General features: G+C 71.8%; 14 protein-coding genes. 10 read left to right on the top strand and 4 right to left on the bottom strand.

The window, feature by feature from the left end; translation table 11 throughout:
- The first annotated feature begins 135 nt into the window (after nt 1-135).
- Nucleotides 136-3,144: a SpoIIE family protein phosphatase gene (locus tag AS97_RS16220; protein WP_210565171.1), complete on the top strand. Its 3,009-nt coding sequence runs from the start codon at nt 136-138 to the stop codon at nt 3,142-3,144.
- A 9-nt stretch (nt 3,145-3,153) separates the two neighbouring features.
- Here the strand turns inward: AS97_RS16220 and AS97_RS16215 are convergent, their stop codons facing one another.
- Nucleotides 3,154-3,429, bottom strand: coding sequence for an SDR family NAD(P)-dependent oxidoreductase (locus AS97_RS16215; RefSeq protein WP_210565169.1), 276 nt, complete (start codon nt 3,427-3,429; stop codon nt 3,154-3,156).
- Nucleotides 3,430-3,742: 313 nt separating this feature from the next.
- On the opposite strand from AS97_RS16215, the gene AS97_RS16210 reads away from it, so the two are divergent.
- From AS97_RS16210 to AS97_RS16195, 4 genes are all read left to right on the top strand, one after another.
- A complete protein-coding gene (locus AS97_RS16210; protein WP_210565166.1) occupies nt 3,743-4,363 on the top strand; it encodes a hypothetical protein in 621 nt (206 codons plus the stop codon).
- Nucleotides 4,364-4,479: 116 nt separating this feature from the next.
- Nucleotides 4,480-4,920, top strand: coding sequence for a thioredoxin (gene trxA, locus AS97_RS16205; RefSeq protein ID WP_059147857.1), 441 nt, complete (start codon nt 4,480-4,482; stop codon nt 4,918-4,920).
- Complete coding sequence (locus AS97_RS16200) at nt 4,913-5,560, top strand: histidine phosphatase family protein (protein ID WP_125758457.1); 648 nt, start codon at nt 4,913-4,915, stop codon at nt 5,558-5,560. The genes trxA and AS97_RS16200 overlap by 8 nt, the downstream gene beginning before the upstream one ends.
- Before the next feature lie 124 nt (nt 5,561-5,684).
- Nucleotides 5,685-6,110 carry an OsmC family peroxiredoxin gene (locus AS97_RS16195; protein ID WP_059147822.1) on the top strand — a complete coding sequence of 142 codons (426 nt, stop codon included), beginning with the start codon at nt 5,685-5,687 and terminating at the stop codon, nt 6,108-6,110.
- On the opposite strand, the gene AS97_RS16190 is transcribed toward AS97_RS16195, so the two are convergent.
- Nucleotides 6,085-6,708 carry a hypothetical protein gene (locus AS97_RS16190; RefSeq protein WP_086707591.1) on the bottom strand — a complete coding sequence of 208 codons (624 nt, stop codon included), beginning with the start codon at nt 6,706-6,708 and terminating at the stop codon, nt 6,085-6,087. The two genes, AS97_RS16195 and AS97_RS16190, sit on opposite strands and share 26 nt — an antisense overlap.
- Nucleotides 6,709-6,831: 123 nt before the next feature.
- On the opposite strand from AS97_RS16190, the gene AS97_RS16185 reads away from it, so the two are divergent.
- From AS97_RS16185 to AS97_RS16175, 3 genes are all read left to right on the top strand, one after another.
- Complete coding sequence (locus AS97_RS16185) at nt 6,832-7,608, top strand: IclR family transcriptional regulator (RefSeq protein ID WP_059147824.1); 777 nt, start codon at nt 6,832-6,834, stop codon at nt 7,606-7,608.
- Nucleotides 7,605-8,471, top strand: a complete 867-nt coding sequence (locus tag AS97_RS16180) for an SMP-30/gluconolactonase/LRE family protein (RefSeq protein WP_059147825.1) — start codon at nt 7,605-7,607, stop codon at nt 8,469-8,471. Before AS97_RS16185 ends, AS97_RS16180 begins: the two co-directional genes overlap by 4 nt.
- 130 nt (nt 8,472-8,601) lie before the next feature.
- Entirely contained in the window at nt 8,602-9,357 is a 756-nt protein-coding gene (locus AS97_RS16175) for a hypothetical protein (RefSeq protein WP_210565165.1), read from the top strand.
- Nucleotides 9,358-9,408: 51 nt separating this feature from the next.
- On the opposite strand, the gene AS97_RS16170 is transcribed toward AS97_RS16175, so the two are convergent.
- Entirely contained in the window at nt 9,409-9,837 is a 429-nt protein-coding gene (locus AS97_RS16170) for a MarR family transcriptional regulator (protein WP_059147827.1), read from the bottom strand.
- Between the two features lie 88 nt (nt 9,838-9,925).
- On the opposite strand from AS97_RS16170, the gene AS97_RS16165 reads away from it, so the two are divergent.
- Nucleotides 9,926-10,945, top strand: coding sequence for an NADP-dependent oxidoreductase (locus tag AS97_RS16165; RefSeq protein ID WP_059147828.1), 1,020 nt, complete (start codon nt 9,926-9,928; stop codon nt 10,943-10,945).
- Between the two features lie 101 nt (nt 10,946-11,046).
- Here AS97_RS16165 and AS97_RS47370 read toward each other — a convergent pair whose 3' ends face one another.
- The gene (locus AS97_RS47370) at nt 11,047-11,442 is read right to left on the bottom strand and encodes a hypothetical protein (protein WP_247204389.1); all 396 of its coding nucleotides are present in this window, start codon (nt 11,440-11,442) and stop codon (nt 11,047-11,049) included.
- 398 nt (nt 11,443-11,840) lie between these two features.
- Between AS97_RS47370 and AS97_RS16155 the strand changes: the two genes are divergently transcribed.
- Nucleotides 11,841-12,239 carry a hypothetical protein gene (locus AS97_RS16155; protein WP_210565163.1) on the top strand — a complete coding sequence of 133 codons (399 nt, stop codon included), beginning with the start codon at nt 11,841-11,843 and terminating at the stop codon, nt 12,237-12,239.
- The last annotated feature ends 197 nt before the right edge of the window (nt 12,240-12,436 follow it).

Genomic DNA, 12,436 nt, shown 5'->3' with positions numbered 1-12,436 from the left:
CGCTGGTGGGTGCCGGCGCCCGCATATCCCAAAGGTGGAATTTGCCGCTCCGGTCCATAGCGCGATGCGCGCTCGCCGTCCGCACCACATAAGGCCCTTGAGGTGCGGTTCGGACACGAGGAGCTAGGAGACGGAATGACCGCCAGTCCTGCCGGTGGTCGGCCGGAGGATACGGGCGACGCGGAAGCCGCGGTGGATGCCCTCCGGCTGGAACTGGCAGCAGCGGCTGAGGGATTGGCCGACGTGGACGTGCTGCGTCTCGCCGCTCAGCAGGCCGTGGCCGGCGTCGGCGGGCTGGCCGGACTGGTGCATCTGGCAGGGCCGGAAGAAAACACGCTGCTGCTGGCCGCGGCGGCCGGACTACCCGCGCCCCTGGCCCAGGCGTGGGAGCGCGTCTCCCGCGTGGACACCCCGGCCCTGGCCGGGGCGGTGACCGAGACCATGGCGCGGCCCGAGGTGACGTGGTCCCCGCCCCCGCTGCCACCCGAACGCCGCGCCGGGTTCCCCGGGGGGTGGGAAACCAAGGTGGGGGTACTGTCCGTCCCGATCAGCGCGGGGGGCACCCCGGTCGGTGCGCTGTCAGTGCTGACGAGCCGCGTTCCGGACGCGGCCCGATGCGCGTTCCTGGCCGGTCTGGCGGGGACGACCAGTCGGCAACTCCTGCGCGCGAGGCGATGGCGCGTCGCCCTGGCCCCGTGGTGGCAGGAGCCCGCGCGCCCCCGGGAGGTGCAGCCGGTCAGACTGGGCACGTGGGCCTGGGACCTGGCCACGGGACGGTTGGACATCGACCAGGTCGCCGAGGAGGTGATCCGCGGCGCGGGGCTGCCCCCGGACAGATGGGCAAGCCGGATCGATGCCTGGTTTTCCCGCGTGCACCCCGATGACCGCCCGGCGGTCGACGCCGAAGCCGAGCGGGCGCTGGAAACCGACCAGTTGTACGCGATGGAGTACCGCGTCGTCGGGGAGGATGGGCGGATCTCCTGGATGGAGGCGCGGGGGAAGGGCGAGTACGACAAGGCCGGCCGTCTGGCGCGGATGACCGGCACCGTCCTGGACATCACCGCACGGCGCTCCCAGCACGAGTGGCTCGCCGGGCTGCTGGAGCTGCACCCCGAGCCCATCGATGTGCTGGACGCCGACAACCGCGTGGCCTGGGCCAACCGGGCGAGCCGAGGGATGGCCGCCGAGAAGGGCACACAGATCGTGGGCGCCGTGCCGTGGGAAGCTCTGCCCGGTATGCGCGGTCGTGGCCTGCCCCAGCTCGTCGACCGCGCCAGGACCGCGCCGGGATCCGTGGCCTTTCTGGAGATGGAGCTGCCAGCGGAAGATCACGGCGCTTCGGCCTATTACCAGGTGCGAGCCGTGGAGGTCGGCGGCCACGTCGCCGTCCAGCGGGCGGATGTCACCGAACAGCGTCGGGCCGAGCGGGCCGCGGCGGAACGGACACAGCGGGTCGCGGACCTGAACGCCGCTCTGGCAATGGCCCTGGAGACCGCCGATGTGGCGAATGCCGTCACCGAGCACATGCTGCCGTTGTTCGGCGCGACCGGTCTGGTCATGCACGACCAGACCGGTCCCGGTCCCCGCGTCGTCGGCGCGGTCGGCTACCCGGAGAAGTTCCTCGATGAGCTGAAGCGGCTGGAGCACTCCACCCGTCCTCCGGTGGAGATCACCGCCGTGAGCGCGCCGCAGTACGTCTCCTCGACGGAGGAGTTCGCGCGCCGCTGGCCCAGGCTGGAGTCCTTGGCCCGCCTCGGCCGCAAGCACGCCTGGGCCGTACTGCCGCTGCTTGTCGGGGAGCGGCGTGTCGGGTCCTGCGTCATCAGCTGGGCCGATCCGCGGCCGTTCCGTGCGGAGGAACGGACCCTACTGGAGACCGTCGCGACCTTCATCGCCCAGGCTCTGAGCAACGCCCGGCTGTACGAGCAGACGCGGGCCCGCGCGGAGCGCCTCCAGCGTGAACTGCTACCGGGCGAGCTGCCCGGCCTGGTCGGCGTGACCGCCGCCGCCCGCTACCGGGCCGCTGCCGGGCAGGACGTGGGCGGGGACTGGTACGATACCGTCCCCCTGCCCGGCGGCCGGGTCCTGGCCGTCATCGGCGACGTGATGGGCCACGGCCTGGAACAGGCCATCATCATGGGCATCATCCGTCACGCGGTCCTGGTGATGGCCACCCTGGACATGCCCGCCGAGGACATCATGGCCCACCTCGGCGATGTCGCGGCCCGCCTCGAGCGCCGCACGTCCGACGCCCCCTCGTACGCCACCGCCCTGATCGTCCTGTACGACCCCACGGCCGGCAGCTGCCGCATCGTCAACGCCGGTCACCCGCCGCCGTTGATCCTCCACCCCGACGGCCAGGAACCGCCGCAGACCCTGGACGTCCCCCCCAGCCCTCCGCTCGGCGTCACCGACGACGCGGCCGGGGTACCGCCTACCGTCACCCAAGTGGACGTGGAGCCCGGCAGCGTTCTGATCCTCTACACCAACGGCCTGCTCGGCGCGGACACCACCCGCCCGGGGCCGCTGGCCGAGGCCGCGACCGCCTATGCCGCCGCCCACCCCAGCACAGGCGGGCGGGCCCCGGACACAGCCTGGCTGGAGGGGCTGTGCCAGGCGATTGTCACCGGCTCGCCCACCACGTCCGACCGCCGGGATGACGCCGCGCTCCTGGTCCTGTCCACCGGCCGCGTCCCCGCGGGGCACATCGCGGCCTGGGACCTGCCCTGCGCCGCGGAGTCCGCCCGCAGCGCCCGCGCCCTGGTGACCGACCGCCTTGCCGGCTGGGCCCTCACCTCCCTGGTCGACCCCCTCCAGCTCATCGTGAGCGAGCTGATCGGGAACACTGTCCGCCACGCCTCCGGCCTGCCCGACCAGAACGCGCAGAACTCCCAGAACGACCAGAGTCACTCCTCCGGCGTGGTGCGCCTGCGGCTCCTGCATCTGGGGACCCGCGTGGTGTGCGAGGTGTATGACGGCTCCGAGGCGACGCCACGGGTGCGGCATCCCGCCCTCACCGACGAATTCGGCCGCGGTCTGCAACTGGTGGCGTTGTCCTCCGACGGCTGGGGCGCCCGCTACACGGAGGGTGGGAAATGCGTTTGGGCCCGCATGGACATCTCGCCGGTGGCCACCGCGCCGTGACCCACGCACTCAGCCCGAGCACCCCGTGATTCCCCCGTCGAGGGGGATGACCGCGGCAGTGACGTAGGCGCCGGCCCGCCCTGCTCGTCGCAGCAGCGGCAGATTCCCTACGGTCAGGTCGAAGGGAGCGATGAGGTTGGTGCCGAGTACCTTCGTCCAGCCCGCTGTGGGGAACGCCTCCAGCGGAGCGCCCCAGGTCGTCCCCGCGTTGTTGACCAGGATGTCCACGCTGTCGTGGTGCTCGGCGAGCCAGGCCGCTAGCCGTTGGCAGCCCGGACGGCGCACAGGTGGTCATCGCGAGCAGGAAGGCCGATCAGTGTCGTGCCGCGGCCGAGGCGATCAACGCCTCCGGGGCCCGGGGCCACTGCACCGCCATACCGGCCGGCCTCTCCTCCCCGGAGGGCCCGTGCGAGGCCCTGCGCGATCATGGCGCCGATCCCGCGGGAACCGCCGGTCACCACGGCCGTCCGGCCGTGCACGGAGAACAGATCGGCGTCGTCGGGTCCTGACTGTGATAGCAGTGTCGATTCCCGGAGCGGAGTGGGAAAGTCACGCCGAAGCCGGGGTCCCCCTCGAAACCTGGCTGGGCGCCCTGGGCATGACCGGCCTCACGGCGTGGATCGGCGTGTACGACATCCTGCGGCCGTCGGTGGGCGACACCGTCCTGGTTTCCGCGGCGGTCGACGCGGTCGGCTCCCTCGTCGCTCAGCTCGCCAAGCGGGCCGGTGCCCGCGTCATCGGCACGGTGGGCGGCGCCGAGAAGTGCGACCTGCTCACCACTCGCTCCGAGTCTGGACGCGGCCGTCGACCGGCGTGCCGACGACTGGCGCGACCACCTGGCCGCGGCGGCGCCCGACGGCATCGACCGTGTCTTCGAGAACGCCGGGGCCCCGTGTTCGACGCGACCATCGCGCTCCTGAACGACCACGCGCGCATCGCCCTCTGCGGCCTCATCGACGGCTACAACCTGCCCCACCGGCCACCCGGGCCGTCGAACTTCGGGATGCTGCTCACCAAGCGCGTTACGACGCAGGGGTTCATCGTGCTCGACCACATGAACCCCGCCCACGAGGCCGAGGAACACCTCGCCGCCCTGATCCGGGACAAGGAGATCGCCCCCCCCCGTAGACCGTTGTCCCAGGCTTCGAGCACCTCCCGAGGACGTTCGTGCGAACCTTCACGCACAGTCGACACCCCGGCAAACCGGTCGTCGACGTGACCTGGCCAGCCTTCCGCGCGGCCGCGACCCCGCCACCGGCCCGGAATAACGGCGGGCGGTGGCGGGGTTACGGTGCATGTGGCATCTGCCGATGTACGGAAGCGGGTAACGCAGGCATGAGCACTAGCACCGTCGAGCTCACCAAGGACAACTTCGACGAGATCGTGTCCGGTAGCGAATTCGTCCTGATCGACTTCTGGGCCTCCTGGTGCGGGCCGTGCCGGATGTTCGCGCCCATCTACGAGAAGGCCGCCGAGCGCCATCAGGATCTGCTGTTCGCCAAGGTCGACACCGAGGCGCAGCCCGAACTGGCCGCCGCCTTCGACATCCAGTCGATCCCCACGCTGATGATCGTGCGGGAGAACATCGCGGTCTTCGCCCAGCCCGGCGCCCTCCCCGAGCCGGCCCTGGAGGACGTCATCGGCCAGGCCCGCGACCTCGACATGGACAGCGTGCGGGCGTCCATCGCCGCCGCGTCGAACGAGAAGCGGGCCATCGACGAGGAGAAGGAGCAGGCCGCCGCCGGCGACGAGAATGCATCCGGCAACCGTGGCTGAGCTGGTGCTGATCCGGCACGGCGAAACCGAGTGGAGCCGGTCGCGCAAGCACACCAGCTGGACCGATGCGCCCCTGACCCCGCGTGGTGAGGAGCAGGCCCGCGCCCTGCGCTCGCCGCTCGCCGCGCGGAAGATCGGGCTCACCCTGGTCAGCCCGATGGCGCGGGCCATGAGCACCGCTCGGCTCGCCGGGCTGGAAGACCTCACTGTCGAGCCCGAGCTGCGCGAATGGGACTACGGCGGCTACGAGGGCGTCACCACCACCGAGATCCACCGCACCCGCCCCGACTGGGACCTGTGGACCGACGGCGTCCCGCCGGGCGGTCCCGACCACCCCGGGGAGTCGCCCGAGCGGATCGGGGCCCGCGTGGACCGGGTGCTCGACCGGATCGCCGCCGAGCTGGCGGCGGAGGACGGCGCCGATGTGGTGCTGGTGGCGCACGCCCACGTACTGCGGGTGCTCACCGCCCGTCGGCTGGGCCTGCCACCGTCCGCCGGCGCGCTCTTCCGGCTGGACACCGCGACCGTGAGTCGACTCGGAACTGAGCATGGTCGCCCGGTCGTGGTCGCCTGGAACGTAGGCTCGGAGTCGATCTCCGGGCAGGGGGCGACCGGAAGCGGTGGCACCCCTGCCAGGTGATCACGTCCGACCGTCTACGTATCCGTCTCGGTCTACCTAGACGTCTCGGTCTACGCATACGTCTCGTTCGGCGCTCCACCACCGACGGGTGGACGCCACCGACAGGAAGCAGGGAACAGCGAGCATGGCTACGACGCGTACCGCGCACACCGTCTGGCAGGGCAATCTGGCCCAGGGACAGGGGACCGTCACCTTCGACTCCTCCGGCATCGGCGAGCAGCAGGTCTCCTGGCCGTCCCGCGCCGAGCAGGCCAACGGCAAGACCAGCCCCGAGGAGCTGATCGCGGCGGCCCACTCCAGCTGCTTCTCGATGGCGCTCTCGCACGGCCTCACCCAGGCGGGCAACCCGCCCACCCAGCTCACCACCCAGGCCGACGTCACCTTCCAGCCCGGCACCGGGATCACCGGCATCCACCTCACCGTCGAGGGCACGGTGGAGGGCCTGGACGAGGCCGCGTTCACCGCGGCGGCCGAGGACGCCAAGAAGAACTGCCCGGTGAGCCAGGCGCTCGCCGGTACGGAGATCACGCTGTCGGCGAAGCTGGCCTGACGTTCTCCACACGCTGCAGCAGTCCCCAGGTGAACTCCGCCACATAGTGGCGGAGTTCACCGTTCTCCGCCTCCGGCGCGTCGAAGGCCAGCCGCCAGCGGGTGGGCGCCGAGCCCTCCATGGGCCGCGCGGGTGCGAAGGCGCGCGCCACCTCGTCCACCGTGCAGGACCAGGGCACGAGGTCGGCGGCCGTCCGCAGCCGCGGCCCGGGCGCGCCCGGAGCGCGCACCAGCCACTCGTTCCACACCGCTCCGTTCGGCGCGGTGAGCACCTCGAACCGCAGATCCGGCCACAGCGGCACGGACCAGCTCAGCGCCTCGCTCGTCAGATCGCCGATCCGGCGGGCGGAGGTGGACTGGGGCGGGCCCAGCACGGAGCGGTAGCGGGCGACCGCCGAGCGCCGCCGTGGCGAGCGCTGCATGGCCTGCCAGCGGCGGTTGGCCTCACGCATCACCGCACGCCCGAAGCCCAGCTCGCGCAGTGCGTCCTCGACCAGCCCCGGCTGATGGTCGGCCATCCGCCGCAGCAGTACGAGGACGAAGGGGAAGGGGGTGGGAAATGAGTCGGGCTGGAGGAACGGGCCGGGCGCGGAATCCATGGCTCCTACTTTGCCGGACCATTGCCGGGGGAAGTCCGTTCCGCATAATCTGTGTTCGCGATACCGGCCGCCAGCCGGAATCTCGAACGCCTGCCATCTGACCAGAAGGGGAGGGCGAGCACTATGGGACGCCTGGTACCCGCGGTGACACGGGCTCTGGACATACTCGAGCTCTTCCTGGACGGAGACGGCACCCTCTCCGCACCCGAGATCACCCGCCGGCTCGGCCTGCCCCGTACGACCGTCCATGAGCTGGTGACCACTCTGGCCGCCCGTTCCTATCTGGTCCAGGTACCCGACCAGCCCGGCCGCTATCGGCTCGGGGTACGGCCGTATCAGCTCGGCAGCCGCTACGCCGAGCAGCTCGACCTGGCCGCCGAGGGCCAGCAGGTGGCCCGGAGCGTCGCGGAGACCTGCGACGAGACCGTGCATGTCGCGATTCTCGAGGGCATGGACGTCATCTATATCGCCAAGGTCGACTCCACCCACGCCGTCCGCATGGTCTCCGCCGCGGGCCGCCGGCTCCCCGCCCACTGCACCTCGGTCGGCAAGATGCTGCTCGCCTCCCTGACCGACGACGCCCTGGACGCGCGGCTGTCCGACGAGCAGCCGCTGCCCGCGATGACGGACAACAGCATCACCTCCACCGTCGAACTGCGCCGCCATCTCCTCACCGTGCGCGAGCGCGGCCTCGCGGTCGAGCAGCGGGAGTCCAACCCGGATGTGAACTGCGTGGCGGCGCCCGTACGGGACTCCACGGGCAAGGTGGTCGCGGCGCTGTCGATCTCGGTGCCGACGATCCGCTGGAGCGAGGAACGCCAGGCCGAGCTGGCGGAGCTGGCGGCCAAGGGCGCGGGAGAGCTGTCGGTGCGGCTGGGACATCGGAGGCGGGACATATGAGCACACGGCCCTCGCTCGAGATCGCGGTGCGCGCGAGCGCCCTGCTCGGTGAGGGACCCACCTGGGACGCCGCCGCCCGGCGGCTGATCTGGGTGGACATCCTCTCCTCCCGCGTCCACACCTACGACCCCGCCACCGGCCGCCGCACCACCCTGGCCACCGAGCAGCATGTCGGCGCGGCCAAGCCCCGCGCGGGCGGCGGTCTGGTGGTCAACCTCCGCGACGGCATCGGGATGTACGGTGCCGACGGCGGCTTCGACTGGCTGCTGCGCGAGGCGGTCCCCGGCCGCCGTGGCAACGACGCCGCGGTGGCGCCGGACGGCGCGCTGTGGGCGGGCACCATGCGCTACGACGAGACGGCCGGTGGCGGCACGCTCTCCCGGATCGGAGCCGACGGCTCCCCTGCGGAGTTCCTGCCGGAGGTGACGGTCAGCAACGGCATCGGCTGGAGCCCCGACGGCCGCCTCATGTACTACATCGACACCCCCACCCGCCGTATCGACGTCTTCGACGTGGACGGCGCCGATGGCCCGGTGGTCGCCAGCCGGAGGCCGTTCGCCGAGGTCGAGAAGGGCGCGGGCTTCCCGGACGGGCTGTGCGTGGACGCCGACGGCGCGGTGTGGGTCGCCCTGTGGGACGGCGCCGCGATCCGTCGCTACGCCCCCGACGGGACACTCGATCGGGTGGTGGAGCTTCCCTTCCCGCGCCCCACCGCGTGTGCCTTCGGCGGGGCGGACCTCACCGATCTGTATCTGACCTCGGCACGGGCCGGACTCGGCGCCTTTGCGCCGCCGCTCGCCGGGTCGCTGCTGGTCATCGAGGGTGCGGGGCAGGGTCTGGCGCAGCCGGCCTTCGCCGGCTGAGCGGGGCCGGGCGGACGCCAACTGCTGGCGGGGTACGGCCTGACGAGGGCTTTCGTACGGTCTTTGCACAGGATCCTCACACCCCGCGTCCTACTGACCTACCCGTTGGTCACATAACCTGCCCGGCGAAATGGATTACTGCTCTCCCTGCCGCCGCCATCTCAACGGTGCCGTCTCCTGCCCCGGCTGCGGGACGCCCGCTGAGGATCTCGGCCTGCCCTCCGCCACATCGGACACGGCACAGGAGGGCGGGGCCGACACGCCCGCGCCCCGTGCGGAGCGGAGAGCCGGCCGGCGCGCGAGGGAGACGTCCCCCGCCTCCGGCGCCACCCGGGCCTCGCGCCGCAAGCCCAAGCCCCGCCTTATCGGCAGCCGCGCCCGTCGGGCCCGCCGGGGGCGTGGCCGCCGGGTGACGATCATGGCGGCGGTGCTCGGCCCGGTGCTGGCCGCGGTGTTCGTGGCCGAGCTGGCCACCGAGGGGCACTGGCGGGAGTCCTCCCCGTCGCCCAGTCGGCAGGAGCCGGTGGCCGACCGCAGCGGCGGGGTGCCGGATTCCGACGACCCGGTCACCCAGGACACATCCGGCCCGAGCGAGCCCCCTTCGGCATCGGACGGCGGCCAGGGCGAGGACAAGGACGCGTCCAGGGACAAGGGCAAGGACGACGGGAAGTCCGAGGACGACAAGGACGACACCTCGTCCGATCCGGACGGGGACTCGTCCTCGGATCCGTCGGACGCCACCTCCTCGGCCCCGGGCGGCCCGGGTACGACCCAGGGGCCCACCACGCCGTCGCATCCGGGGCCCACCGCCCCGGCGACCGTCGCACCGACGCCGACCCCGTCGCCCTCGGAGACCTGCGATCGCTTCCTGTGGTGGTGCACCTAGCCCGGCATCCCGGCGCGCGACGGCTCCGCTTTCGCGACGGCTCCGCTTTCGCTACGGCGCGACGCCCAGCATCCGCTTGAGCAGATCGCGCAGCACCGTACGCTCCTCGTCCGAGAGCTCCGCCAGCGGTTCGCGCGCGAAGTCGAGCGAGCCCCGGAGCCGTTCGGCGGTCTCCCGGCCCGCCTCGGTGGCGGCGGCCAGCTTGACCCGCCGGTCGGCCGGGTCGAGGCGGCGCTCGGCGAAGCCGCGCGACTCCAGGCGGTCCACGATCCCGGTGACGTTCGACGGCTCGCACTTCAGCTGCTGGGCGAGCCGGCGCATCGGCGTCGGGCCGCGGGACAGCAGGCCCAGCACCCGGGCCTGTGCCCCGGTCAGGGAATGCTTGGCCGCGGCCTCCTCGTATTCCTCGTGATAACGGGCCACGATGGTGCCGATGAGTTCGACGACCTCGAGGGTCAGCGGGTCGATGCGGGACGTCATGCCTACCAGAGTACCCATTTACTTGACAGCATGAAATATTCAGCAGCATGATTGTTTCATCTGCTGAAACGTATGAGAGGCACCTTCCATGTCCGTCATCCCCACCACCGGCCGTGAATGGCACCTGGTCGCCCGCCCCCAGGGGTGGCCGAAGCCGGAGGACTTCGCGCTGCGCGAGGCCCCGATCTCCGAGCCGGGCCCCGGGCAGGCGCTGGTCCGCAATCTCTACATGTCGGTGGACCCGTATATGCGCGGGCGCATGAACGACGTGAAGTCGTACGCGCCGCCGTTCCAGCTCGACCAGCCGATGGAAGGCGGCGCGGTCGGCAAGGTCATCGCCTCCAACGCGGAGGGGCTCTCCGTCGGCGACCACGTGCTGCACTTCGGCGGCTGGCGTGAGTACGCGACGGTGAGCGCCAAGAGCGCCGTCAAGGTCGACCCCGAGGTCGCCCCCCTCCCCGCCTACCTCGGCGTGCTCGGCATGCCCGGCCTCACCGCGTACGCGGGGCTGCTGGAGGTCGCGTCCTTCAAGGAGGGCGACGCGGTCTTCGTCTCGGGTGCGGCGGGCGCGGTCGGCAGCGAGGTCGGCCAGATCGCCAAGCTCAAGGGCGCCTCCCGGGTGATCGGCAGCGCCGGTTCGGACGACAAGGTCCGGCTGCTGCTCGACGAGTACGGCTTCGACGCGGCCTTCAACTACAAGAACGGCCCGGTCGCCGAGCAGCTCAAGGAGGCCGCGCCCGACGGGATCGACGTCTACTTCGACAACGTCGGCGGCGAGCACCTCGAGGCCGCCATCGGCCGCCTCAAGGTGCACGGCCGGATCACCGTCTGCGGCATGATCTCGCAGTACAACGTCACCGAGCCGCCCGCCGCCCCGCGCAACCTCGCGATGGTCATCGGCAAGCGGCTGCGGATGCAGGGCATGCTGGTCGGGGACCACCAGGCTCTGCAGGGGCAGTTCTTCGAGGAGGTCGGCGGCTGGATCCGCGAGGGCAAGCTGCACTACCGCGAGACCGTCATCAAGGGTGTGGAGAACGCGGTCGACGCCTTCCTCGGCATGCTCCGTGGGGAGAACACCGGCAAGATGATCGTCGCCTTCGAGGACTGACGAACCGAGGGCCCGGCGAGCACCCGGGCCACGGATCCGACGCCCCCTGCCACCCGTCGGCAGGGGGCGTCGGCGGGTCGGCTACCGCAACACCACCGTCGTCAGCGAACGCCCCGGCAGTTCGACCGCCAGCCGCCCGTCGCGCACCCGTGATCTGCCTCCGCGACCGCGAAACCGTCGTATCCTCCCGCCCGTCGCCCACCACCACCCTCGGCCGTAGCGCTTCGCGCTGCTGCCTTGTTCTGGTCGTCCCACGCCTGGTTCCACGCCGTCCCGCTGGGGCTCCACTCCGACCTCCGGGTGCGGCGGCTCGTCGGCAACGGCTGGTCGGAGGGGGTGACATACGGATGGCCGGTGTGCACCGCCACCTGGTCCGCCGCTTCCTTGTCGGCCTCGATCGCGGCGGAGTACGACGCCTGCTCGTCCCATCCCGCCGCATCGCGGCACACCAGATTGATCCCGGCCCGCCGCACCGTGGTGCCGATCGCCTTGACCACCTCGACCGCCTGGCACGGGGTCCGGACCGCCCGGGTCGGTGGGCTGGATGGACGTCATATGGCCGTAGACCTCGCCGGAGGACGAGCCGATGCCGAGCCGCAGCATGCTCAACCCGGCGCCCGTGGCGCGGTTCAGCAGCAGATCCAGCACCTCCCGCTGGCGCTGCGGCGTCAGGCCCTGCGCGCCGTGCGGCACAGCGGCGCGCTGGAACGCCTGGTTTCCGTAACGTCGGCCGCACGGGTAGAGGCGGCGGTCGGGTGGGTCAAGGGACCGGGGAGCGCTCATGAGGTGATGTGCCCGGGGGTGGTGGGTACCCGAGGAGATCCGGCGTTCGCCGGAACCGTAAGAACCGGAACAGCCGGAACAGCCGGAAGAGACCGAACGGAAAGGTGGCCCCATGTCCACGATGGCCGGTCCGGAACAGCCTCAGTCCGCCTCGCAGGTGCTGGTGGCGGTGAGCGGAATCTCGCGCTACGACGCCGAGGCCGTCTTCGGTGTGCTGCGCACGTGCTACGAGTCCGACGAGGCGACCACGAACCTTCCGCAGGACGCGGGGGAGGGGCGGCCCACGGTGTGGACCTCCGTCTTCGAGGTGGCCGACCCCCGCGAAGAGCCCCGCCCCGCCTCCCTGACGGCCCCCGTCGCCGCCGACCTCCAGGGCGGCCCCCGCCAGGTGCAACAGGTGGCGGACGTCCTGGCCCGCGCCTTCGAGGTCCGCGAGCAGGGTGCGGTGGCGGGCGACCAGGAGCGGGAGCTGCGGCTGCGGCTGTCCAGCACGGGGATGCGCCCGGAGTGAGTGGTGTTCGGTCGGCGGCGCGGCCGGGCGGCGCGGTCGGGCGGTGTGGCTGAGCGGTGTGGCTGAGCGGTGTGGTTGTGTGCGCCGAAGGCGCGAGACGAAACCCGCGCCCGACCAAGCCGCCCACCCCAAACAACGCACCCCGCCCCGCCATTGACGCACGTGGCGGCGAGATCTTACGGTCGCGTTCGAAGAAA

Source organism: Streptomyces sp. AgN23, from assembly GCF_001598115.1.
In the GTDB taxonomy this organism is placed as follows: Bacteria; Actinomycetota; Actinomycetes; order Streptomycetales; family Streptomycetaceae; genus Streptomyces; species Streptomyces antimycoticus.
The sequence above is the reverse complement of the archived record's forward strand: the minus strand, read 5'-3'. Positions and strand labels throughout refer to the sequence as shown.